Raw genomic sequence first — 22,140 nt, 5'->3', positions numbered from 1 at the left:
GCTACACCGTCACAAGGATTATTCTTCCTTGCCCTTGTTGCGCACGGCGCGATGCAGTTCGCGATTAGAATCGCGCTCGCGTTCGGTGTCGCGCTTGTCGTATTCCTTCTTGCCCTTGCCCAATGCGATCTCGCATTTGACCAGGTGCTTGCTCCAGTACCAGGACAAGCAGATGCACGCGTAGCCTTTTTGCTGCACGGCTGCGGCGAGCTTTTCGAGTTCGCGGGCATTGAGCAACAACTTGCGCGTACGCACCGGGTCGGCAATCACGTGGGTGCTCGCGGTGGTCAACGGGGTGATATGACTGCCAAGCAGCCATGCCTCGCCATCCTTGAGCAGCACATAACTGTCGACCAGCTGCAGTTTGCTGGCACGCAGACTTTTTACTTCCCAGCCGGCCAGGACCAGACCAGCCTCGAACCGATGTTCGATGAAGTAATCGTGTCGCGCTTTTTTATTTTGCGCGATGGTCCCTGTGGGGTGTTTCTTTTGTTTAGCCATAGGGGCGGCATTATAGGGAGTTGCGAGCGTGTCGGCTACGGTCAACCTGTGTGCTTGAGCGAGTTGGACGAATCCCGGACAATGCGGGCAGTTCTTTGGTTTTTTTCTCTCGCGGATTGGGCTGTTCTTTCGCGATGTTTGCCTTAAGCAGTGGAAGTAACGCTCACATGACGACGCATATTCAACGTTCGGCCCTGTTGCCCTATCCGGCGCAGGCGCTCTATGACCTGGTCAACGACGTGGCGCGTTACCCGGAGTTTCTGCCTTGGTGCTCGACAGCCGAGGTTCTGGAGAGCAGTGACGAGCACATGGTTGCCAGTGTGGGGGTGGCCAAGGGCGGCCTCAGCCAGCATTTTGTGACCCGCAATGTGCTGGTGCCGGGCCAATCCATCGAAATGAACCTGCAGGAAGGGCCGTTCACCCAGCTACATGGCGTGTGGGTGTTCAAGGCGCTGACGGACAAGGCCTGCAAGATCAGCCTGGATCTTTCGTTTGATTATGCCGGGCCGATTGTTCGTGCGACGTTAGGGCCTTTGTTCAATCAGGCAGCCAATACCCTGGTGGACGCGTTCTGTCAGCGCGCCAAGCAACTGCATGGTTGAGATTGAGGTGGTGTTCGCCGCCGAGGATCGCCAGGTGTTGCTGGGGGTAAAGGTGGCTGAAGGCACTAGTTTGCGCGAGGCGGTGCGAGCGTCGGGAATGGCGGCCCATTTTCCTGATGTTGATCTGGCTGATTGCCCGGTGGGTATATTTGGCAAGGTTGTCGCGGATGCCGGGACGCGTTTCGTACAAGCGGGCGACCGTATTGAGATCTACCGGCCTTTGCTGGCCGACCCTAAAGAGGTGCGCAGGTTGCGTGCGGCCAAGGCGGCATTGGCCAGGCAAGCGAACTCTTGAGCTTGCCAAATGGCAGCCTAGCTATCTGGAGCGCCGCGATCCAACTGTGGGAGCTGGCTTGCCTGCGATGACGCCCTGATAGCCAGCGCATATCTACCTGATGCCCGCGATCCAAATGTGGAAGGGGGCGGTTCCGATAGCGGATATGTACTCGATCTGATCCAGGATCCTGGTCGACTGTCAGATCGCTTTCGCAGGCAAGCCAGCTCCCACAGGTTCAGCGTCGCACCAAGGTTATGTAGATGCCTATGTAGATGGCAGGCAACAAAAAGCCCGGCATGCCGGGCTTTTTATCGAGCGCAAAATTATTGCGGGCTGGTATCCAGAGGCTGAGGCGTCGGGACGGGCACGGTTTCCACGTTGTCGATGTCTTTCTGGATGGTGTCCAGCAACGAACCTGGCTTGGCCGGTACCTCGGATTTCGGTTTTTCGGCTTCTTGCGCAGGTGCGGTCACGTTGGTGCCGCTGTCCTTGCCCAGCAAGGCTTCATCGCGGCTTACGCCGGGCATGAAGTCACCGGACAGGCTCACGAGCTGGTCATTGCCATTGAAGATGACACTGACGCGCTCCTGCTGGCGTTCACCGCCACCCGGCTGCAGGCTGTAGAGATAATCCCAGCGATCGGCATGGAAAGTGTCGGTCAGCAGGGGATTACCCATGATAAACCGTACTTGCCGTCGGGTCATTCCCGGGCGTAACTGGTCTATCATGTCCTGCGTGACGACATTGCCCTGCTGGATGTCGATTTTGTAAACCCCGGGGAATGAACAACCGGCGAGTGCGAGCAGTCCCACAAAGGTGAAACTGGTTAGCAAGAGCTTGGTGTTTTGCATCGGTGGGCGACTTCCACTATCTTGGCTGGGACAACGTAAACGCCGATCATACCCGTATTAAGAGAAGCTGCGAAGCAGCATCCGCGAGAAAGCTAACCATGGTTGAAAATAGCGAACTACGCAAAGCCGGTCTCAAAGTGACTCTGCCACGAGTCAAGATTCTACAAATGCTCGATTCTGCTGAGCAGCGCCACATGAGTGCCGAAGATGTTTACAAGGCGCTGATGGAGTCTAACGAGGACGTCGGCCTAGCCACGGTCTACCGTGTACTGACCCAGTTTGAAGCCGCAGGGCTGGTGGTTCGTCATAATTTCGACGGCGGTCATGCGGTGTTTGAATTGGCTGACGGTGGTCACCATGACCACATGGTTGACCTGGATACCAATGAGGTTATCGAGTTCACCAGCCCTGAAATCGAAGCGCTGCAGCACAAGATTGCTGAGGAGCACGGGTTCGATTTGGTCGATCACAATCTCGTGTTGTACATCCGTAAGAAAAAGTAAAAATCGACGCAGTTTTGCTTTGCGAAACGATTGAAGGCGACCCTCGGGTCGCCTTCGTGCTTTCTATAGAGTGGAAAATGTCGCTTCAAGCCTTCGCGGCCACCACCATTTTTTTCGCGTGAGCCAAGGACTCCTTGGTCAAGTCGATACCGCCGAGCATCCGCGCCACTTCTTCCACCCGTTCCGACTTGTTCAGCTTGGAGACGGCGGTGTGTGTCGCGTCGCTACCGCGCACCTTATGCACAAACAGGTGCTGATGCCCTTGGGCTGCCACTTGCGGCAAGTGGGTCACCGTAAGCACCTGGCCGCGATCCCCCAGGCGACGCAGCAATTGGCCAACAATTTCTGCGGTCGGCCCGCCAATGCCCACATCCACTTCATCGAATACCAATGTGGGTACCCGTGAGGTCTGGGCGGTAATCACTTGGATCGCCAGGCTGATGCGCGAGAGTTCGCCGCCGGAGGCCACTTTGGCCAGGGCCTTGAGCGGTTGCCCGGGGTTGGCACTCACCAGCAGTTCGACGTGCTCCAGCCCATGGGGCTGCAATTCTTGACTGGCGTTGGGATGCAGCTCGATGGTGAAGCGCCCGCCTGGCATGCCCAGGCGTTGGATTTCCAGCTCAACGGCGCTTGCCAGGCTAGTAGCTGCCTGCTGGCGCAGAGCGCTCAGCTCCCGGGCCTTTTCCTGATAATGACGGGCAAACGAAGCGAGCTCCTCGCCCAGTCGTTCGATGGATTCGTCGTTCGCGTTGAGTGTTTCGATTTCATCCAGCAGTTTTTGCTGCATGGCTGCGACTTCGGTCGGCTGGATTCGATGCTTGCGAGCCAGGGTATAAATAGTGTCCAGGCGCTCTTCTATTTCCTGCAGGCGAGCTGGGTCGGCGTCGAAATGGTCCAGGAAGCGATTGAGTTCGCCCACGGCTTCCTCGACCTGGATCTGTGCGCTGGTCAGCAGGGTGGTCGCTTCGCTCAGTGAGCCGGAAGCATTGTTCACACTGGACAGGCGGTTGAGGCTGGCGGTCAGTGCGTTGAGCACATTGCCGGAGTCGCTCTCGCTGCATTGCTCGACCACTTGGCGGCAGATGCCCAGCAAGGTTTCGGCGTTGGTCAGGTTCTTGTGTTCCTGCTCAAGTTGCTCCAGCTCTGTCTCACCCAGGCCCAGACTCTCGAGCTCTTCCAATTGGTAGCTGAGCAACTGGTGGCGGGCGCGTTGTTCGTCGCCGGAGTTGGAGAGGCGTTCCAGTTCCTGGCGTGTCTGGCGCCAGCGTTGGGCGGCCAGTTGAACTTGCCGGGAAAGATCGGTGGCGCCGGCGTACTCATCGAGCAGGCGACGGTGGGTATCGGTTTTCAGCAGGGATTGGTGTTCGTGCTGGCTGTGGATATCGATCAGCAATTCGCCCAGGGCTTTCAGGTCGCCCAGTGGGCAAGGCGTGCCGTTGATATAGCCGCGGGAGCGCCCCTCGGCGGTGATCACCCGGCGCAGAATGCAGGGGCCTTCATTATTAAGGTCGCGCTCGGCCAGCCATGCTTCGGCTTCGGGGATGTCCGCCAGGTCGAAGGTGGCCAGGATGTCGGCCTTGTCGGAGCCAGGGCGTACCACGCCACTGTCGGCGCGGTCGCCAAGCGTCAGGCCGAGGGCGTCGAGCATGATCGACTTGCCGGCGCCGGTTTCGCCTGTGATTACGCTCATCCCGCGATCCAGTTCAAGATCCAGATGTTCAACGATGGCGTAGTTATGTACAGACAGGTGCACGAGCATGACGGCCGCTCCCAGGCGTTAGGTCTGGTTATTTATACAGTGTTTTGTTCAGGCCTGACAATCCTGACGCTTAGCTCGATTTGCTTGAGTCTCGAATTTTTTTAGCGCGATGTGGAATGAGCGAGAAGGAAATGATCCAGGTCAATCGAAAGACTTTTGGTAACGCCTGCGCCCTTGAACCTGAAAATTGTGGCCCCATATACCGGAGCAGAAGCGCGAGTTGAGTTCGCGCATGATTTTGAAAGGAGAAATCTATGGCTGACGAACAGACGCAGGATACGCAAACTCCAGACGCCAATTCGGCTGCCGGTGATGAACTGGCGACTCGTGTGCAAGTGCTCGAAGAGCAATTGGCCGCTGCGCAGGATCAATCGTTGCGTGTTGCCGCCGATCTGCAGAACGTCCGCCGCCGTGCCGAGCAGGATGTAGAGAAGGCTCACAAGTTCGCGCTGGAAAAATTCGCCGGTGACCTGCTGCCGATCATCGACAGCCTGGAGCGTGGTCTTGAGTTGTCCAACCCGGACGATGAAAACATCCGCCCAATGCGCGAAGGCATCGAGCTGACCCTGAAAATGTTCCAGGACACCCTGAAGCGTTATCAGTTGGAAGCTATCGATCCGCAAGCCGGCGAGCCGTTCAATGCTGAACATCACCAAGCCATGGCTATGCAAGAAAGCCATGACCTGGAACCCAATAGCGTCATCAAGGTGTTCCAGAAGGGCTACCAGCTCAACGGTCGCCTGATGCGTCCGGCAATGGTGGTGGTGAGCAAGGCTCCTTCACCCGTTGCACCTTCTATTGATGAGCAGGCTTGAAATTCGCCGTAAGGCCCCCATCTATAAGTCAAGCGTTTAAGTGCTACCGCAGTTAGCCAAAACTGCTGCGGCAACCAAATTCAAGTTTCGGGAGAGTAAATCATGGGCAAAATTATCGGTATCGACCTGGGGACCACCAACTCCTGCGTCTCCGTGCTGGAAAACGGCGTTGCAAAAGTTATTGAAAACGCCGAAGGCGCACGTACCACTCCGTCGATCATCGCTTACGCCAACGACGGTGAAATCCTCGTCGGTCAATCGGCCAAGCGTCAGGCGGTGACCAACCCGCATAACACCTTGTACGCGGTAAAGCGTCTGATCGGTCGTAAGTTCGACGAAGAAGTCGTACAGAAAGACATCAAGATGGTGCCTTACAAAATCGCCAAGGCCGACAACGGTGACGCCTGGGTTGAAGTGAACGGCCAGAAAATGTCGCCGCCGCAAATCTCGGCTGAAATCTTGAAAAAGATGAAAAAGACCGCCGAAGACTACCTCGGTGAAGCAGTGACTGAAGCGGTGATCACCGTTCCTGCCTACTTCAACGACAGCCAGCGTCAGGCCACCAAAGACGCCGGCCGCATCGCGGGCCTGGATGTAAAACGTATCATCAACGAACCAACCGCAGCCGCGCTGGCTTACGGTATGGACAAGGCCAAGGGCGACCATACCGTGATCGTTTACGACCTGGGTGGCGGTACGTTCGACGTCTCCGTGATCGAGATCGCAGAAGTTGACGGCGAGCACCAGTTCGAAGTGTTGGCCACCAACGGTGACACCTTCCTTGGTGGTGAAGACTTTGACATTCGTCTGATCGACTACCTCGTTGACGAATTCAAGAAAGAAAGCGGCATGAACCTCAAGGGTGACCCGCTGGCCATGCAGCGCCTGAAAGAAGCCGCTGAAAAAGCCAAGATCGAGCTGTCTTCCGCTCAGTCGACTGACGTGAACCTGCCGTACATCACTGCAGACGCTACCGGTCCTAAGCACTTGAACGTGAAGATCTCGCGTTCCAAGCTCGAAGCATTGGTTGAAGACCTGGTTCAGCGCACCATCGAACCTTGCCGCATCGCGCTGAAAGACTCCGGTATCGACGTTGGCTCGATCAACGACGTGATCCTGGTGGGCGGTCAGACCCGTATGCCACTGGTTCAGAAGCTGGTCACCGAGTTCTTCGGCAAAGAAGCCCGTAAAGACGTGAACCCGGACGAAGCCGTTGCCATGGGTGCTGCCATCCAGGGTGCCGTACTGGCCGGTGACGTGAAAGATGTGCTGCTGCTGGACGTAAGCCCGCTGACTCTGGGTATCGAAACCATGGGTGGCGTGATGACTGCGCTGATCGAGAAAAACACCACGATTCCTACCAAGAAATCCCAGGTGTTCTCGACTGCCGATGACAACCAGGGCGCCGTGACTATCCACGTGCTGCAGGGCGAGCGTAAGCAAGCCGCACAGAACAAGTCCCTGGGCAAGTTCGACCTGGCTGAGATTCCACCAGCACCACGTGGCGTGCCACAAATCGAAGTGACCTTCGACATCGACGCCAACGGCATCCTGCACGTCGGCGCGAAAGACAAGGCCACCGGCAAAGAGCAGAAGATCACCATCAAGGCCAACTCCGGCCTGTCTGATGAAGAAATTCAACAGATGATCCGTGATGCTGAAACCAATGCTGAAGCTGACAAGAAGTTCGAAGAGTTGGCAGGCGCCCGTAACCAGGGTGACGCGCTGGTTCACTCGACTCGCAAAATGATCGCTGATGCTGGCGACAAAGTGACCGACGAAGAGAAAACTGCAATCGAAGCAGCAGTGGTTGCCCTGGAAGCCGCTATTAAAGGCGACGACAAGGCTGCCATCGAAGCCAAGGTTGAGGAACTGTCGAAAGTCTCCGCGCCAGTTGCTCAGAAAATGTACGCCGAGCAAGGCCAGCCGGCTGACGGCGCTGCGCAACAAGCAGAGCCTGAAGCCAAGCACGACGATGTTGTCGATGCCGAGTTCGAAGAAGTTAAAGACAACAAGTAAGTTGTCGCCCGGTTGACCGCGCACAAGCGGTGACTGGTAGGATGTCGCCGCGCGGGAGCTTGCTCCCGCGTTGGCGTGTCTGGGGTATGCGAATTTTTACAGCATGCGACAACGCTCGGATGCTGGCGGTGTGAACGGGAATGCTCCTGCTTTCCGAATGACAGTCACCGCGTTTTTGGCCGGCTCCCTGGCTAAAAGCAGTAATGACCAGGATCGTTGAATTGACGTGAGTTGGGTCCGGGCCTGTATTGGGGCTCAACGAGTTTGGCAGGGTTCAGGAGGGCCAGGTCGAACGTCCTTAAGAGTGCAAAGACTTATGGCAAAGCGTGACTATTACGAAGTATTGGGTGTGGAGCGTGGCGCCAGCGAGGCGGACCTGAAGAAGGCCTACCGTCGCCTGGCGATGAAGCACCACCCGGACCGTAATCCGGATAACAAAGAATCCGAAGAGATGTTCAAAGAGGCCAACGAGGCCTACGAATGCCTGTGTGATCCCAATAAGCGTGCGGCTTACGACCAATATGGCCATGCTGGCGTCGACCCGAGCATGGGCGGCGGCGGTGCCGGTTTTGGTGGCCAGAACTTCTCCGATATTTTCGGCGACGTATTCAGCGACTTCTTCGGCGGCGGCCGGGGCGGCCAGCGTGGCGGCCCTCAGCGCGGCAGTGACTTGCGTTACACCCTGGAGCTGAACCTGGAAGAAGCCGTGCGCGGCACCAGCGTCAATATCCGTGTGCCGACGCTGGTCAACTGCAAGCCGTGCGACGGCTCGGGTGCGAAGAAAGGCTCCTCGCCGATCACTTGCCCGACCTGTGGCGGTATCGGGCAGGTGCGCATGCAGCAGGGCTTCTTCTCGGTGCAGCAAACCTGCCCGCGTTGCCATGGCCAGGGCAAGATCATTTCCGATCCGTGCGATTCCTGCCACGGCGAAGGCCGCGTCGAAGAGTACAAGACGCTGTCGGTGAAGGTACCGGCGGGTGTGGATACCGGTGATCGTATTCGCCTGTCGGGCGAAGGCGAGGCGGGTGCCCAGGGCGGCCCTACGGGCGACCTGTACGTGGTGATCAATGTGCGCGAGCACTCGATCTTCCAGCGTGACGGCAAGCACTTGTTCTGCGAAGTGCCGATCAGCTTTGTTGATGCGGTCCTGGGTGGCGAGCTGGAGATTCCGACGCTGGATGGTCGGGTCAAGCTCAAGATTCCCGAGGGGACTCAGACCGGCAAGCAGTTCCGCATTCGTGGCAAGGGCGTTGCGCCCGTGCGCGGTGGCGGTGCTGGCGACCTGATGTGCCGTGTGGCGGTTGAAACCCCGGTGAACCTGAATCGTCGTCAGCGTGAACTGCTGGAAGAGTTCCGCAGCTCGCTGGAAGGCGATGACTCGCACTCGCCGAAGACTACGGGCTTCTTCGACGGTGTAAAACGCTTCTTCGGCGACCTGTAAGGATCTGAATATGCGACGTATAGCCGTAATGGGCGCTGCCGGGCGCATGGGCAAGACGCTGGTCGAGGCGGTGCAGCAACGCTCGCCGGCCTCCGGGCTGACGGCGGCGATTGTTCGCCCAGGCAGTACGTTGATCGGCGCGGACGCAGGTGAGTTGGCCTCGTTGGGTCGCATCGGTGTTTCGTTGTCTGGCAACCTCGAGCAGGTGGCGGACGAATTCGACGTGCTGATCGACTTCACCTTGCCGGAAGTGATGCTGAAAAATCTGGCCTTCTGCCGTAAGGCGGGCAAGGCCATGGTGATTGGTACCACCGGTTTGAGTGCCGAGCAGAAACAGTTGCTAGTGGAGGCGGGCAAGGATATTCCGATCGTCTTCGCCGCCAACTTCAGTGTGGGCGTGAACCTGTCGCTGAAGTTGTTGGACCTGGCGGCGCGCGTGCTAGGTGACGAGGCTGATATCGAGATTATCGAGACTCATCACCGTCACAAGATCGACGCTCCGTCGGGCACTGCGTTGCGCATGGGTGAAGCTATTGCCGATGCGCTGGGCCGCGATTTGTCGAAAGTGGCGGTATACGGGCGTGAAGGCCACACCGGTGAGCGCGCACGCGACACCATCGGTTTTGCAACCGTGCGCGGTGGTGATGTGGTTGGCGATCACACCGTGCTGTTCGCCACCGAAGGCGAGCGCCTGGAGATCACGCACAAAGCCTCCAGCCGCATGACTTTCGCCAAGGGCGCGGTGCGTGCTGCGCTTTGGTTGGACGGCCGCGAGCCGGGCCTGTACGACATGCGTGACGTGCTGGATTTGCACTAACCAGTAGCTAAAACGGGGGCTCAGGATTATCCTGTGGCCCCGTTTTTACCCGCTAGGCGACGTCCTGTCGCATTCCCCTGCCTTTAAGGCTCATTAGCGGTGGACCAAAAAAGCCTTTTTCTGTAAGCTACAGCTTTAGTGTGTCCACTAAAAGCGCGCAGAATAATTCAGTGAAGAAGCGGGGTGACGTGTCCATACGTCACTCCGCTTTTTTACAACCTGCGATCGCCCTTTCAGGCTTTATTTACGGGAGGTCTTCTTGACTAAGCCAGCCATACTCGCCCTTGCTGATGGCAGCATTTTTCGCGGCGAAGCCATTGGAGCCGACGGTCAGACCGTTGGAGAGGTGGTGTTTAACACTGCCATGACCGGCTATCAGGAAATCCTTACCGATCCTTCCTACGCCCAACAGATCGTTACCCTGACCTATCCGCACATCGGCAACACCGGCACTACGCCGGAAGATGTCGAGTCTGATCGTGTCTGGTCGGCGGGCCTGGTGATTCGTGACCTGCCACTGGTTGCGAGCAACTGGCGTAACACGATGTCGCTGTCCGATTACCTGAAAGCCAACAACGTTGTGGCGATCGCCGGTATCGATACGCGCCGCCTCACGCGCATCCTGCGTGAAAAAGGCTCGCAGAACGGCTGCATCATGGTCGGTGACAATATCTCCGAAGAGGCGGCGATTGCCGCGGCGCAAGGTTTCCCTGGCCTGAAGGGCATGGACCTGGCGAAAGTCGTCAGCGTCAAAGAGAAGTACGAGTGGCGTTCCACTGTGTGGGATCTGAAGACCGACAGCCACGCGACTATTGAGGCTGCCGATCTGCCTTACCACGTGGTCGCCTATGACTACGGCGTCAAGTACAACATCCTGCGCATGCTGGTCGAGCGCGGTTGCCGTGTGACCGTGGTGCCCGCGCAAACCCCTGCCAGCGATGTGCTCGCGATGCAGCCGGACGGTGTGTTCTTGTCCAACGGCCCGGGTGACCCTGAGCCATGCGACTACGCTATCCAGGCCATCAAGGACGTGCTGGAGACCGAGATTCCGGTGTTCGGCATCTGCCTTGGCCACCAGTTGCTGGCTTTGGCCTCCGGCGCCAAGACCCTGAAAATGGGCCACGGCCACCACGGTGCCAACCACCCAGTACAAGACCTGGACACCGGCGTTGTGATGATCACCAGCCAGAACCACGGTTTTGCGGTGGATGAAGCCTCCCTGCCGAGCAATGTGCGCGCCATTCACAAGTCGCTGTTCGACGGTTCCCTGCAAGGCATCGAGCGCACCGACAAGAGCGCGTTCAGCTTCCAGGGCCACCCTGAAGCCAGCCCGGGCCCGAACGACGTAGCGCCGCTGTTCGACCGTTTCATCAATGAGATGGCCAAGCGACGCTGACTGAGTGGCCTGCGGGTGGCCCCGGATTGCGGTGGCCCCTGCAGGCTCTTCAAAGATTGTTCAAGACGGCTTGCCGACTGACCTGCGGATTTGAGTGACAAACCCATGCCAAAACGTACAGACATAAAAAGCATCCTGATTCTCGGCGCTGGCCCGATCGTGATCGGCCAGGCCTGCGAATTCGATTACTCCGGCGCCCAGGCCTGTAAAGCCCTGCGCGAGGAGGGCTACCGCGTCATCCTGGTGAACTCCAACCCGGCCACCATCATGACCGACCCGGCCATGGCCGACGCCACCTACATCGAGCCGATCAAGTGGCAGACCGTTGCCAAGATCATCGAAAAAGAGCGTCCGGACGCGCTGCTGCCAACCATGGGTGGCCAGACCGCTCTGAACTGCGCCTTGGACCTGGAGCGCGAAGGCGTCCTGGAAAAGTTCGGCATAGAGATGATCGGTGCCAATGCCGACACCATCGACAAGGCTGAAGACCGTTCGCGTTTCGACAAGGCCATGAAGTCCATCGGCCTGGCGTGCCCGCGTTCCGGTATCGCCCACAGCATGGAAGAGGCCAATGCGGTCCTCGAGACCCTGGGCTTCCCGTGCATCATCCGTCCGTCCTTCACCATGGGCGGCACCGGCGGTGGTATTGCTTACAACCGTGAAGAGTTCGAAGAAATCTGCGCTCGTGGCCTGGACCTGTCGCCGACCAAAGAGCTGCTGATCGACGAATCGCTGATCGGCTGGAAAGAATATGAGATGGAGGTTGTCCGCGATAAGAAGGACAACTGCATCATCGTCTGCTCCATCGAAAACTTCGACCCGATGGGCGTGCACACTGGTGACTCGATCACCGTGGCGCCAGCACAGACCCTGACCGACAAGGAATACCAGATCCTGCGTAACGCCTCCCTGGCGGTATTGCGCGAGATCGGCGTTGAAACCGGCGGCTCCAACGTTCAGTTCGGCATCTGCCCGGACACCGGCCGCATGGTCGTGATCGAGATGAACCCACGTGTATCGCGTTCTTCGGCGCTGGCCTCGAAAGCGACCGGCTTCCCGATTGCGCGTATCGCCGCCAAGCTGGCTATCGGCTATACCTTGGACGAGCTGCAAAACGAAATCACCGGCGGCGCTATGCCGGCGTCTTTCGAACCGTCTATCGACTACGTCGTGACCAAGCTGCCGCGCTTTGCCTTCGAGAAATTCGCCAAGGCGGATGCGCGCCTGACCACCCAGATGAAGTCGGTCGGTGAAGTCATGGCCATCGGCCGCACGTTCCAGGAATCCCTGCAGAAAGCTCTGCGCGGCCTGGAAGTCGGTGTTTGCGGCCTGGACGAGAAGCTCGACCTGAGCAACCCGGAAAGCATGAGCATCCTCAAGCGCGAGCTGACCGTGCCGGGCGCCGAGCGTATCTGGTACGTGGCTGACGCCTTCCGTGCCGGCCTGAGCGTCGAAGATATCTTCGGCATGAACATGATCGACCCGTGGTTCCTGGTGCAGATCGAAGATCTGATCAAGGAAGAAGAGAAGGTCAAGACGCTGGGTCTGTCGTCTATCGACCGCGACCTGATGTTCCGCCTCAAGCGCAAAGGTTTCTCCGACCAGCGTCTGGCCAAGCTGCTGGGTGTGACCGAGAAGAACCTGCGCACTCATCGCCACAAGCTGGATATTTTCCCGGTCTACAAGCGCGTTGATACCTGCGCCGCAGAATTCGCCACCGACACTGCCTACATGTACTCCACCTACGAGGAAGAGTGTGAAGCCGCGCCGACAGGCCGCGACAAGATCATCATCCTGGGTGGCGGTCCGAACCGTATCGGCCAAGGTATCGAGTTCGACTACTGCTGCGTACACGCCGCCCTCGCCCTGCGCGAAGACGGGTACGAGACCATTATGGTCAACTGCAACCCGGAAACGGTTTCCACTGACTACGACACCTCCGACCGTCTGTACTTTGAGCCGGTAACGCTGGAAGACGTATTGGAAATCTGCCGCGTCGAGAAGCCTAAAGGCGTGATCGTCCAGTACGGCGGCCAGACCCCGTTGAAACTGGCGCGTGCCCTGGAAGCTGCCGGCGTGCCGATCATCGGTACCAGCCCTGATGCAATCGACCGTGCCGAAGACCGTGAGCGTTTCCAGCAGATGGTTGAGCGCCTGAACCTGCGTCAGCCGCCGAACGCCACCGTGCGCAGCGAAGACGAAGCCATCCGTGCGGCCAGCAAGATCGGCTACCCGCTGGTGGTGCGTCCGTCCTACGTACTGGGCGGCCGGGCGATGGAAATCGTCTACGAAGAAGAAGAACTCAAGCGCTACCTGCGTGATGCGGTGAAAGTCTCCAATGACAGCCCGGTGCTGCTGGACCACTTCCTCAACTGCGCCATCGAAATGGACGTGGACGCGGTCTGCGACGGTACTGACGTAGTGATCGGCGCGATCATGCAGCACATCGAGCAGGCCGGCGTTCACTCCGGTGACTCCGCGTGCTCGCTGCCGCCGTACTCGCTGCCGGCGCACATCCAGGACGAGATGCGCGAACAGGTCAAGAAGATGGCCCTGGAACTGGGTGTGGTCGGCCTGATGAACGTACAGTTGGCGCTGCAAGGCGAAGACATCTACGTCATTGAAGTCAACCCGCGCGCTTCGCGTACCGTACCGTTCGTGTCCAAGTGCATCGGTGTGTCCCTGGCCATGATCGCTGCGCGTGTGATGGCTGGTAAGACCCTGAAGGAAATCGGCTTTACCAAGGAAATCATTCCGAACTTCTACAGTGTGAAAGAGGCGGTGTTCCCGTTCGCCAAATTCCCTGGTGTGGACCCGATCCTGGGCCCAGAGATGAAGTCCACCGGTGAAGTGATGGGTGTGGGCGATACCTTCGGTGAAGCGTTCGCCAAGGCCCAGATGGGTGCCAGCGAAGTGCTGCCGACCGGCGGTACTGCGTTTATCAGCGTACGTGATGACGACAAGCCACTGGTTGCAGGGGTCGCCCGCGATCTGATCAACTTGGGCTTTGAAGTCGTGGCTACCGCCGGGACCGCCAAGCTGATCGAAGCTGCCGGCCTGAAAGTACGTCGCGTGAACAAGGTGACGGAAGGCCGTCCGCATGTGGTCGACATGATCAAGAATGACGAAGTCACTCTGATCATCAACACCACCGAAGGTCGCCAGTCGATCGCGGACTCCTACTCCATTCGTCGTAATGCCTTGCAGCACAAGATTTACTGCACCACTACCATTGCTGCTGGCGAAGCTATCTGTGAAGCGCTGAAGTTCGGTCCGGAAAAGACCGTGCGTCGCTTGCAGGATCTACACGCAGGATTGAAGGCATGAGCATAACCAAATACCCGATGACCGTTCAGGGGGCGCGCGCCCTGGAAGAGGAGCACGCCCATCTGACCAAGGTCGTACGTCCAAAGCTGAGCCAGGACATCGGTACGGCCCGCGAGCTGGGTGACTTGAAGGAAAACGCTGAGTACCACGCTGCTCGCGAGCAGCAGGGTATGGTCGAGGCGCGGATTCGTGACATCGAAGGCCGTATGCAGAATGCGGTGATCATCGATGTCACCACCATCCCGCATACCGGCAAGGTAATTTTCGGCACGACCGTGGAAATCGCCAACGTCGAGACCGACGAAAGCGTGACTTACCAGATCGTGGGTGAGGATGAGGCTGACTTCAAGCAAGGCAAGATCTCTGTCGGCTCGCCGATTGCTCGCGCCTTGATTGCCAAGGAAGAAGGCGACGTGGTTGCCGTGAAAACGCCGAGCGGCGTCATTGAGTACGAGATTGTCGAAGTTCGTCACATCTGAAAGACGGCGCCCGCTGCGTGCGGGCGCCATGCTTTGGCAGCTCTCTCAGATGCTTTGGGTGGGCGGCCTATGGCTGTTACATATTGGCGTGTTGCCGGCGTTGGGCCTGATTGGCCTGGCGCCGCTGCTGATCGATGAGATCGACGGATTGCTGAGTGCGCTGCTGGTGGGTTTTGCGGCGGCGTGCGTGATGCTTCAAGCGTTGGTGCTGATCACGGCCGAAGGCTTGAAGAGTTTGTGGCGGGATATTCGCGGGCAACTGCTGTTGATGGCGCTGTATGCATGCGCAATGTTTTGTATGGTGCATGTGTGGCTGCCGCAAGCGTTGCGCTGGCAGTTATTCAGCTATCTTGTGCTAGGGTTCTCTGGCCTGGTGCTGGTTATGCAACCTGCGCCGGGATGGAGTGGCGGGGCGCGCGAAGCACGCCCTTGACCCTTTTCATCATTTGAAGCGATGAACGTTCGACAGTTGCTTGTTGACGCTGAAGTTCTTGCGATACAGCAGCGCCATCTTGCCGATGACCTGAACCAGGTCCGCTTTGCCGACCTTGCACAGTTCTGCAACGGCGGCCAGGCGCGCTTCGCGATCAAGGATGTTGACCTTGATCTTGATCAGTTCGTGATCGTTCAGTGCGCGCTCGAATTCGGCTAGCACACCCTCAGTCAAACCGTTGTCTGCCACAATCAGAACTGGTTTCAGATGGTGGCCAATGGATTTGTACTGTTTCTTCTGCTCTTGAGTGAGCGGCATAATCTGACCCCTGCGTCTGATCTTGTAAAAAGCGGCGGCCAGTTTACCCGAGCGAGTCCGGGACCGCCCAGTTAATCACGACCCGTTTTATTTTTTCGAGGTGGCCCGTGGCCCGTTCCAAAACCAGCCTTAAGTGGCTACAAGAACATTTCAATGATCCTTACGTCAAAAAGGCGCAAAAGGACGGCTACCGTTCCCGGGCCAGCTACAAGTTGCTGGAGATCCAGGACAAGGACAAATTGATTCGTCCAGGCATGAGCGTTATCGATCTCGGCGCGGCCCCCGGTGGCTGGTCCCAGGTGACCAGTCGTCTGATTGGTGGGCAAGGCCGATTGATCGCTTCGGACATCCTCGAGATGGACAGCATCCCGGACGTGACCTTTGTTCACGGCGATTTCACCGAGGACAAGGTATTGGCCGAGATCCTGGAGACTGTGGGAAATTCGCAGGTAGACCTTGTGATTTCCGACATGGCCCCCAATATGAGTGGATTACCGGCTGTTGATATGCCGCGTGCCATGTTCCTGTGTGAGCTGGCGCTGGATCTGGCAGGTCGGGTGTTGCGTCCGGGTGGCGATTTCCTGGTGAAGGTCTTCCAGGGCGAAGGTTTCGACGAGTACCACAAGAACATTCGCAAGTTGTTCGATAAGGTACAGACACGCAAGCCGGACTCATCCCGTGACCGGTCCAGGGAGCAGTATCTGCTGTGCCGTGGCTTCCGCGGTGTCGAAGGCGCTGCGAGCGAAGAGCGTTTTTGAGAAATTCGAGGAGGGCGATAGGTTTTTTTATATCGCTTTCGTCACGAAGCTTTACGAATATTGCGTAGTCAAAGTTTCACAAAGGGTTACAGACGGCGCCTGCCAGAGTTGTAGGTAATGTAGTAAGTTAGGCCGGTGAATATCATGCGAAGCGCGCGCCAGTAGCGGAGCTTGCTTCAGAGGGTAGTTAATTGAACGATATGGCAAAGAATCTGATCCTGTGGTTGATCATCGCGGCTGTCCTGGTGACGGTGATGAACAACTTCTCCAGCCCTAACGAGCCGCAGACCCTCAACTATTCCGACTTCATCCAGCAAGTTAAGGATGGCAAGGTCGAGCGCGTAGCGGTTGATGGCTACGTGATTACCGGTAAGCGCAACGATGGCGACAGCTTCAAGACCATTCGTCCTGCCATTCAGGACAACGGTCTCATCGGTGACCTGGTGGATAACAAGGTCATTGTTGAAGGCAAGCAGCCTGAACAGCAAAGCATCTGGACCCAGCTCTTGGTAGCCAGCTTCCCGATCCTGGTGATTATCGCCGTGTTCATGTTCTTCATGCGCCAGATGCAAGGTGGCGCGGGAGGCAAGGGCGGGCCGATGAGCTTCGGCAAGAGCAAGGCGCGCCTACTCTCCGAAGACCAGGTGAAGACTACCCTGGCTGACGTTGCAGGTTGCGACGAAGCCAAGGAAGAAGTCGGCGAGTTGGTCGAGTTCCTGCGTGACCCGGGCAAGTTCCAGCGCCTGGGTGGCCGTATTCCTCGCGGTGTGCTGATGGTGGGCCCGCCGGGTACCGGTAAAACCTTGCTGGCCAAGGCGATTGCCGGCGAAGCCAAGGTGCCTTTCTTCACGATTTCCGGTTCTGACTTCGTCGAGATGTTTGTCGGCGTCGGCGCCAGCCGCGTTCGCGATATGTTCGAGCAGGCCAAGAAGCACGCGCCATGCATCATCTTTATCGACGAAATCGATGCCGTTGGTCGCCATCGTGGCGCGGGCATGGGTGGCGGTCACGATGAGCGTGAGCAGACCCTCAACCAGTTGCTGGTAGAGATGGATGGTTTCGAGATGAATGACGGCATTATCGTCATCGCCGCAACCAACCGTCCGGACGTGCTGGACCCTGCGTTGCTGCGTCCGGGCCGTTTCGATCGCCAGGTTGTGGTCGGCCTGCCGGACATCCGTGGCCGTGAGCAGATCCTGAAAGTACACATGCGCAAGGTGCCGATGGGTGACGACGTGGCTCCGGCTGTGATCGCCCGTGGTACTCCCGGCTTCTCCGGTGCTGATCTGGCGAACCTGGTGAACGAGGCTTCGCTGTTTGCTGCCCGTACTGGCAAGCGCATCGTTGAGATGAAAGAGTTCGAATTGGCGAAAGACAAGATCATGATGGGCGCCGAGCGCAAATCCATGGTCATGTCCGAGAAAGAGAAGCAGAACACCGCTTATCACGAGGCAGGTCACGCCATTGTAGGTCGCGTTGTGCCTGAGCATGACCCCGTCTACAAAGTGTCGATCATTCCTCGTGGTCGGGCACTGGGTGTGACCATGTTCCTGCCGGAAGAAGATCGCTACAGCCTCTCCAAGCGTGCGCTGATCAGCCAGATCTGCTCGCTGTATGGTGGCCGTATTGCTGAAGAAATGACCCTTGGCTTCGACGGTGTGACCACTGGCGCCTCCAACGACATCATGCGTGCCAGCCAGATTGCGCGAAACATGGTGACCAAGTGGGGCTTGTCGGAAAAACTCGGCCCATTGATGTACGCCGAAGAAGAAGGCGAAGTGTTCCTGGGCCGTGGCGGCGGTGGGCAAAGCGCCAGCTTCTCGGGTGAGACAGCCAAGCTGATCGACTCCGAGGTTCGCAGCATCATTGACCAGTGCTACGGCACTGCCAAGCAGATCCTGACTGACAACCGTGACAAGCTGGACGCCATGGCTGATGCGTTGATGAAGTACGAAACCATCGATGCCGACCAGATCGACGACATCATGTCGGGCCGTACGCCGCGTGAGCCGCGCGACTGGGAAGGTGGTTCGGGTACTTCGGGCACTCCGCCTGTGGTGCAGAATGAGCGCCCTGAAACGCCTATCGGCGGCCCGGCAGCTGATCACTAAGGTTTGAAATGACTTCTGCTTTGTCCTCTACCCGGTTGCCTTGCGGCAACCGGGTTCTTGATTTGGCCCGGACGCATGTCATGGGCATCCTCAATGTAACCCCTGACTCCTTTTCCGATGGTGGCCGCTTCAGTCAGTTGGACGCCGCGTTGCGCCATGCCGAGGCGATGGTGGCTGCCGGTGCGACGCTGATTGATGTGGGTGGGGAATCGACCCGCCCCGGCGCCCGCGTTGTTTCTCCATTGGAGGAGCTGGAGCGGGTGGCACCGGTGGTTGAGCGCATAGCCCGCGAGCTGGATGTCATCATCTCGGTAGACACCTCCACCCCGGCAGTGATGCGCGAAACCGCGCGTCTGGGGGCTGGGTTGATCAACGACGTGCGCTCGCTTCAGCGCGACGGTGCTCTTGATGCGGCCGCTGCGACCGGCTTGCCCGTCTGCCTGATGCATATGTTGGGTGAGCCCGGCAACATGCAGGACAATCCGCATTACGACGACCTGGTTGGCGAGGTGGGTGGGTTTCTTGCTGAGAGGGTTGCCAAGTGTGTGGCTGTGGGTATTGCGCCTGAGCAGATCATCCTCGATCCGGGGTTTGGCTTTGCCAAGACCCTGCAGCACAATCTAAGCCTGTTCAAACACATGGAAGCGCTGCACGCCCTTGGTCGCCCGCTGTTGGTCGGCGTTTCGCGCAAGAGCATGATAGGGCTCGCCTTGAATCGCCCCGTCGGCGAACGCCTGTATGGCGGCCTGGCGCTTGCGGCGCTTGCCGTGACCAAGGGCGCACGTATTTTGCGTGTGCATGATGTCGCCGAAACGGTCGATGTGGTGCGCATGCTCGCTGCTGTAGAATCAGCCGAATAAGAATGATGGAGTACTTATGACTAAAAAATATTTTGGCACCGACGGCATTCGTGGTCGGGTCGGCGAATTCCCGATCACCCCTGATTTCATGCTCAAGCTGGGTTGGGCGGCAGGCATGGCGTTCCGCAGCATGGGCGCGTGTCGCATCCTGGTGGGCAAGGACACCCGTATTTCGGGCTACATGTTTGAGTCTGCGCTGGAGGCCGGATTGTCCGCCGCCGGGGCCGATGTGATGCTGTTGGGGCCTATGCCCACGCCGGCAATCGCTTACCTGACGCGTACCTTCCACGCTGAAGCCGGTATTGTGATCAGCGCCTCCCACAATCCTCATGATGACAATGGCATCAAGTTTTTCTCGGGGCAGGGCACCAAGCTGCCTGACGAGATCGAGTTGATGATCGAAGAGCTGCTGGATGCGCCGATGACGGTGGTCGAGTCCAGCAAGCTGGGCAAGGTGTCGCGCATTAACGACGCGTCAGGCCGCTATATCGAATTCTGTAAAAGCAGCGTCCCGAGCAGCACCAATTTTGCAGGCTTGAAGATTGTTGTCGATTGCGCCCATGGGGCGACCTACAAGGTGGCGCCGAGCGTCTTCAAGGAACTGGGCGCACAGGTTACCGTGCTGTCGGCTCAGCCCAACGGCTTGAACATCAACGACAACTGCGGTTCCACCCACATGGAGCAACTGCAGGCTGCTGTGCTGGCTGAGCATGCGGACCTGGGCATCGCTTTTGATGGCGATGGCGACCGCGTGCTGATGGTGGATCACACTGGCACGATCGTGGATGGTGATGACCTGTTGTTCATCATTGCCCGTGACCTGCATGAGCGTAACAAGCTGCAAGGTGGCGTGGTCGGCACCCTGATGAGTAATCTCGGGCTGGAATTGGCGTTGGCAGAACTGGGGATTCCCTTTATTCGCGCCAATGTCGGTGACCGCTACGTGATCGCCGAGCTGCTGGAGCGTAACTGGTTGGTCGGCGGCGAGAACTCCGGGCACGTGGTCTGCTTCCAGCACACCACCACGGGTGACGCGATCATCGCCGCGCTACAGGTGCTGTTGGCCCTGCGTCGCCGCGAGGAGAGCCTGGCCCAGGCGCGTCAAGCCCTGCGCAAGTGCCCGCAAGTGCTGCTCAATGTGCGTTTTGCCGGTGGCGAAAACCCCATCGAGCACCCTGCTGTCAAAGAGGCTTGCGAGCGCGTGACCCAGGCAATGGCGGGGCGCGGGCGTGTGTTGCTGCGCAAGTCCGGCACAGAGCCGCTGGTGCGTGTGATGGTCGAAGGCGAGGACGAAACACAGGTTCGCGGCCATGCCGAAGACCTGGCAAAACTGGTAACTGAAGTTTGCGCCTGAATTCGGCTTGCCAGTGATGATGTGGTTGGGTAACATCTGCGCCCACTTTGACCGACGGGGTACAGCATGCGTCGCACTATGGTAGCTGGTAACTGGAAGATGCACGGTACCCGCGCCAGTGTCGCTGAGCTGATCAACGGCCTTCGTCACTTGGCCTTGCCTAGCGGTGTTGACGTCGCGGTGTTCCCGCCTTGCTTGCATATCAACCAAGTGGTTGATGGCTTGAAGGGCAAGTCGATTCAGGTCGGCGCGCAGAACTCTGCGGTAGAGCCGATGCAAGGTGCGTTGACCGGCGAGATTTCGCCGAGTCAGCTGGTTGATGCGGGTTGTTCCTATGTGCTTGTCGGGCACTCCGAGCGTCGCCAGATGATGGGCGAGCGGGATGGGACGCTCAACCGCAAGTTCGCCGCAGCACAGGCTTGTGGCTTGATTCCGGTGTTGTGCATAGGGGAGACCCTTGAGCAGCGCGAATCGGGCAAGACTCTTGAAGTTGTCTCGCGTCAGCTGGGCAGCATCATCGAGGAGCTGGGTGTTGGTGCATTTGCAAAGGCAGTTATTGCTTACGAGCCGGTCTGGGCCATTGGCACCGGGCTGACTGCTACACCGCAACAGGCGCAGGATGTGCACGCAGCCATCCGCGCGCAGTTGGCGGCAGAGAATTCTGAAGTCGCACAAGGTGTGCGGCTTCTATACGGCGGCAGCGTGAAGGCGGCCAATGCGGTCGAACTGTTCGGCATGCCGGATATCGATGGGGGGCTCATTGGTGGAGCTTCCCTGAATGCAGATGAGTTCGGTGCGATCTGTCGCGCCGCGGGAAACTGAAAAAATGCTGGAAACAGTCGTAGTCGTTTTTCATCTGTTGGCTGCCCTGAGCGTAGTTGCTCTGGTTTTGTTGCAACAGGGTAAAGGTGCGGATGCTGGTGCGTCTTTCGGTGCAGGTGCTTCAAATACTGTGTTCGGAAGCCAAGGTTCCTCTACCTTTCTTAGTAAGTTTACTGCTATACTTGCCGCAGGTTTCTTCATAACCAGCTTAGGGTTAGGTTACTTTGCTAAAGAGAAAGCTCATGTGCTGACTCAAGTAGGTTTGCCAAACCCAGCAGTGTTGGAAGTTCCAAAAGCAAAACCGGCTTCTGATGATGTCCCGGTGCTTCAAGAGCAAAAGTCGGCTACTCCAGCGACTGACGTACCTCCAGCTCAAGAGCAGAAGTAAGAAGGGTTGTAAACGCTGTATTGCCGAGGTGGTGGAATTGGTAGACACGCAACCTTGAGGTGGTTGTGCCCATAGGGTGTAGGGGTTCGAGTCCCCTTCTCGGTACCAATTATCAGGAGAGCCCGCTGTTGCGGGCTTTCTTGTAGGTGGAAGGTTACATTGACCCTGTAAGGGATCGGTCGTATACTTCCGCCCCAGCTTTGTCGCGGGGTGGAGCAGTCTGGTAGCTCGTCGGGCTCATAACCCGAAGGTCGTCGGTTCAAATCCGGCCCCCGCAACCAGTTTTAGCGGAGCCCCTTTTAAGGGGCT

Annotated in this window: 21 protein-coding genes and 2 tRNA genes; 19 read left to right on the top strand and 4 right to left on the bottom strand. The window is 58.1% G+C overall.

The genetic code is table 11. From position 1 onward, the window contains the following. Positions 1 to 18: 18 nt before the first annotated feature. Entirely contained in the window at positions 19 to 501 is a 483-nt protein-coding gene (smpB, locus tag HBO10_RS20250; protein WP_003176160.1) for an SsrA-binding protein SmpB, read from the bottom strand. A gap of 167 nt (positions 502 to 668) precedes the next feature. Between smpB and HBO10_RS20245 the strand changes: the two genes are divergently transcribed. Together HBO10_RS20245 and HBO10_RS20240 are read left to right on the top strand one after the other, a co-directional pair. Beyond that, on the top strand, positions 669 to 1,103 hold the full coding sequence (locus tag HBO10_RS20245) for a type II toxin-antitoxin system RatA family toxin (RefSeq protein ID WP_003194226.1): 435 nt from the start codon (positions 669 to 671) through the stop codon (positions 1,101 to 1,103). Next, positions 1,096 to 1,398: an RnfH family protein gene (locus HBO10_RS20240; protein WP_034126996.1), complete on the top strand. Its 303-nt coding sequence runs from the start codon at positions 1,096 to 1,098 to the stop codon at positions 1,396 to 1,398. The genes HBO10_RS20245 and HBO10_RS20240 overlap by 8 nt, the downstream gene beginning before the upstream one ends. Before the next feature lie 305 nt (positions 1,399 to 1,703). On the opposite strand, the gene HBO10_RS20235 is transcribed toward HBO10_RS20240, so the two are convergent. Continuing rightward, positions 1,704 to 2,231 carry an outer membrane protein assembly factor BamE gene (locus tag HBO10_RS20235; protein WP_034126997.1) on the bottom strand — a complete coding sequence of 176 codons (528 nt, stop codon included), beginning with the start codon at positions 2,229 to 2,231 and terminating at the stop codon, positions 1,704 to 1,706. A gap of 98 nt (positions 2,232 to 2,329) precedes the next feature. On the opposite strand from HBO10_RS20235, the gene fur reads away from it, so the two are divergent. Further along, on the top strand, positions 2,330 to 2,734 hold the full coding sequence (gene fur / locus HBO10_RS20230) for a ferric iron uptake transcriptional regulator (protein ID WP_003194220.1): 405 nt from the start codon (positions 2,330 to 2,332) through the stop codon (positions 2,732 to 2,734). Positions 2,735 to 2,819: 85 nt separating this feature from the next. Here the strand turns inward: fur and recN are convergent, their stop codons facing one another. Continuing rightward, on the bottom strand, positions 2,820 to 4,493 hold the full coding sequence (gene recN, locus HBO10_RS20225) for a DNA repair protein RecN (protein WP_034126998.1): 1,674 nt from the start codon (positions 4,491 to 4,493) through the stop codon (positions 2,820 to 2,822). 254 nt (positions 4,494 to 4,747) lie between these two features. Between recN and grpE the strand changes: the two genes are divergently transcribed. The 8 genes from grpE to HBO10_RS20185 all read left to right on the top strand — a co-directional run bounded on the left by grpE (position 4,748) and on the right by HBO10_RS20185 (position 15,220). Next, a complete protein-coding gene (gene grpE, locus HBO10_RS20220; protein ID WP_034126999.1) occupies positions 4,748 to 5,308 on the top strand; it encodes a nucleotide exchange factor GrpE in 561 nt (186 codons plus the stop codon). A 102-nt stretch (positions 5,309 to 5,410) separates the two neighbouring features. Continuing rightward, a complete protein-coding gene (dnaK, locus tag HBO10_RS20215; protein ID WP_014719959.1) occupies positions 5,411 to 7,327 on the top strand; it encodes a molecular chaperone DnaK in 1,917 nt (638 codons plus the stop codon). A gap of 316 nt (positions 7,328 to 7,643) precedes the next feature. Next, positions 7,644 to 8,768 carry a molecular chaperone DnaJ gene (gene dnaJ, locus HBO10_RS20210; protein ID WP_034127000.1) on the top strand — a complete coding sequence of 375 codons (1,125 nt, stop codon included), beginning with the start codon at positions 7,644 to 7,646 and terminating at the stop codon, positions 8,766 to 8,768. A 10-nt stretch (positions 8,769 to 8,778) separates the two neighbouring features. After that, entirely contained in the window at positions 8,779 to 9,585 is an 807-nt protein-coding gene (dapB, locus tag HBO10_RS20205) for a 4-hydroxy-tetrahydrodipicolinate reductase (protein WP_014719957.1), read from the top strand. Between the two features lie 259 nt (positions 9,586 to 9,844). Continuing rightward, positions 9,845 to 10,981, top strand: coding sequence for a glutamine-hydrolyzing carbamoyl-phosphate synthase small subunit (carA, locus tag HBO10_RS20200; RefSeq protein ID WP_003194208.1), 1,137 nt, complete (start codon positions 9,845 to 9,847; stop codon positions 10,979 to 10,981). Between the two features lie 105 nt (positions 10,982 to 11,086). Next, entirely contained in the window at positions 11,087 to 14,308 is a 3,222-nt protein-coding gene (carB, locus tag HBO10_RS20195; RefSeq protein WP_034127001.1) for a carbamoyl-phosphate synthase large subunit, read from the top strand. 2 nt (positions 14,309 to 14,310) lie between these two features. Continuing rightward, positions 14,311 to 14,787, top strand: a complete 477-nt coding sequence (greA, locus tag HBO10_RS20190; RefSeq protein WP_032873232.1) for a transcription elongation factor GreA — start codon at positions 14,311 to 14,313, stop codon at positions 14,785 to 14,787. 28 nt (positions 14,788 to 14,815) lie between these two features. After that, a complete protein-coding gene (locus HBO10_RS20185) occupies positions 14,816 to 15,220 on the top strand; it encodes a hypothetical protein (protein ID WP_034127002.1) in 405 nt (134 codons plus the stop codon). A 9-nt stretch (positions 15,221 to 15,229) separates the two neighbouring features. Here the strand turns inward: HBO10_RS20185 and HBO10_RS20180 are convergent, their stop codons facing one another. Further along, entirely contained in the window at positions 15,230 to 15,538 is a 309-nt protein-coding gene (locus tag HBO10_RS20180; protein WP_003176146.1) for a YhbY family RNA-binding protein, read from the bottom strand. 107 nt (positions 15,539 to 15,645) lie between these two features. On the opposite strand from HBO10_RS20180, the gene rlmE reads away from it, so the two are divergent. The 8 genes from rlmE (at position 15,646) to HBO10_RS20140 (ending at position 22,112) form a co-directional block, all read left to right on the top strand. Beyond that, positions 15,646 to 16,296, top strand: a complete 651-nt coding sequence (gene rlmE, locus HBO10_RS20175; protein WP_034127003.1) for a 23S rRNA (uridine(2552)-2'-O)-methyltransferase RlmE — start codon at positions 15,646 to 15,648, stop codon at positions 16,294 to 16,296. A gap of 200 nt (positions 16,297 to 16,496) precedes the next feature. Continuing rightward, the gene (ftsH, locus tag HBO10_RS20170; protein ID WP_034127004.1) at positions 16,497 to 18,407 is read left to right on the top strand and encodes an ATP-dependent zinc metalloprotease FtsH; all 1,911 of its coding nucleotides are present in this window, start codon (positions 16,497 to 16,499) and stop codon (positions 18,405 to 18,407) included. 8 nt (positions 18,408 to 18,415) lie between these two features. After that, positions 18,416 to 19,267 (top strand): dihydropteroate synthase, encoded by an 852-nt coding sequence (gene folP / locus HBO10_RS20165; protein WP_034127005.1) that lies wholly within the window; start codon positions 18,416 to 18,418, stop codon positions 19,265 to 19,267. A 16-nt stretch (positions 19,268 to 19,283) separates the two neighbouring features. Then, on the top strand, positions 19,284 to 20,621 hold the full coding sequence (gene glmM, locus HBO10_RS20160) for a phosphoglucosamine mutase (protein WP_003194195.1): 1,338 nt from the start codon (positions 19,284 to 19,286) through the stop codon (positions 20,619 to 20,621). A 66-nt stretch (positions 20,622 to 20,687) separates the two neighbouring features. After that, positions 20,688 to 21,443, top strand: coding sequence for a triose-phosphate isomerase (gene tpiA, locus HBO10_RS20155; protein WP_003194193.1), 756 nt, complete (start codon positions 20,688 to 20,690; stop codon positions 21,441 to 21,443). 4 nt (positions 21,444 to 21,447) lie between these two features. Then, positions 21,448 to 21,831, top strand: a complete 384-nt coding sequence (secG, locus tag HBO10_RS20150; RefSeq protein WP_003194191.1) for a preprotein translocase subunit SecG — start codon at positions 21,448 to 21,450, stop codon at positions 21,829 to 21,831. A 22-nt stretch (positions 21,832 to 21,853) separates the two neighbouring features. Beyond that, positions 21,854 to 21,939, top strand: a tRNA-Leu gene (locus HBO10_RS20145). A gap of 96 nt (positions 21,940 to 22,035) precedes the next feature. Continuing rightward, a tRNA-Met gene (locus HBO10_RS20140) sits at positions 22,036 to 22,112 on the top strand. The last annotated feature ends 28 nt before the right edge of the window (positions 22,113 to 22,140 follow it).

Origin of the sequence: Pseudomonas sp. WS 5503 (assembly GCF_012985385.1) — a bacterium.
Lineage (GTDB): Bacteria > Pseudomonadota > Gammaproteobacteria > Pseudomonadales > Pseudomonadaceae > Aquipseudomonas > Aquipseudomonas paracarnis.
The sequence above is the reverse complement of the archived record's forward strand: the minus strand, read 5'-3'. Positions and strand labels throughout refer to the sequence as shown.

Coding starts and splice junctions, on each gene's coding strand:
- tpiA (WP_003194193.1), top strand. CDS start 20,688: ATGCGTCGCACTATGGTAGCTGGTAACTGGAAGATGCACGGTACCCGC.
- folP (WP_034127005.1), top strand. CDS start 18,416: ATGACTTCTGCTTTGTCCTCTACCCGGTTGCCTTGCGGCAACCGGGTT.
- HBO10_RS20245 (WP_003194226.1), top strand. CDS start 669: ATGACGACGCATATTCAACGTTCGGCCCTGTTGCCCTATCCGGCGCAG.
- dnaK (WP_014719959.1), top strand. CDS start 5,411: ATGGGCAAAATTATCGGTATCGACCTGGGGACCACCAACTCCTGCGTC.
- dapB (WP_014719957.1), top strand. CDS start 8,779: ATGCGACGTATAGCCGTAATGGGCGCTGCCGGGCGCATGGGCAAGACG.
- HBO10_RS20180 (WP_003176146.1), bottom strand. CDS start 15,538: ATGCCGCTCACTCAAGAGCAGAAGAAACAGTACAAATCCATTGGCCAC.
- HBO10_RS20185 (WP_034127002.1), top strand. CDS start 14,816: ATGCTTTGGCAGCTCTCTCAGATGCTTTGGGTGGGCGGCCTATGGCTG.
- carB (WP_034127001.1), top strand. CDS start 11,087: ATGCCAAAACGTACAGACATAAAAAGCATCCTGATTCTCGGCGCTGGC.
- dnaJ (WP_034127000.1), top strand. CDS start 7,644: ATGGCAAAGCGTGACTATTACGAAGTATTGGGTGTGGAGCGTGGCGCC.
- secG (WP_003194191.1), top strand. CDS start 21,448: ATGCTGGAAACAGTCGTAGTCGTTTTTCATCTGTTGGCTGCCCTGAGC.
- HBO10_RS20235 (WP_034126997.1), bottom strand. CDS start 2,231: ATGCAAAACACCAAGCTCTTGCTAACCAGTTTCACCTTTGTGGGACTG.
- grpE (WP_034126999.1), top strand. CDS start 4,748: ATGGCTGACGAACAGACGCAGGATACGCAAACTCCAGACGCCAATTCG.
- glmM (WP_003194195.1), top strand. CDS start 19,284: ATGACTAAAAAATATTTTGGCACCGACGGCATTCGTGGTCGGGTCGGC.
- recN (WP_034126998.1), bottom strand. CDS start 4,493: ATGCTCGTGCACCTGTCTGTACATAACTACGCCATCGTTGAACATCTG.
- smpB (WP_003176160.1), bottom strand. CDS start 501: ATGGCTAAACAAAAGAAACACCCCACAGGGACCATCGCGCAAAATAAA.
- HBO10_RS20240 (WP_034126996.1), top strand. CDS start 1,096: ATGGTTGAGATTGAGGTGGTGTTCGCCGCCGAGGATCGCCAGGTGTTG.
- fur (WP_003194220.1), top strand. CDS start 2,330: ATGGTTGAAAATAGCGAACTACGCAAAGCCGGTCTCAAAGTGACTCTG.
- ftsH (WP_034127004.1), top strand. CDS start 16,497: ATGGCAAAGAATCTGATCCTGTGGTTGATCATCGCGGCTGTCCTGGTG.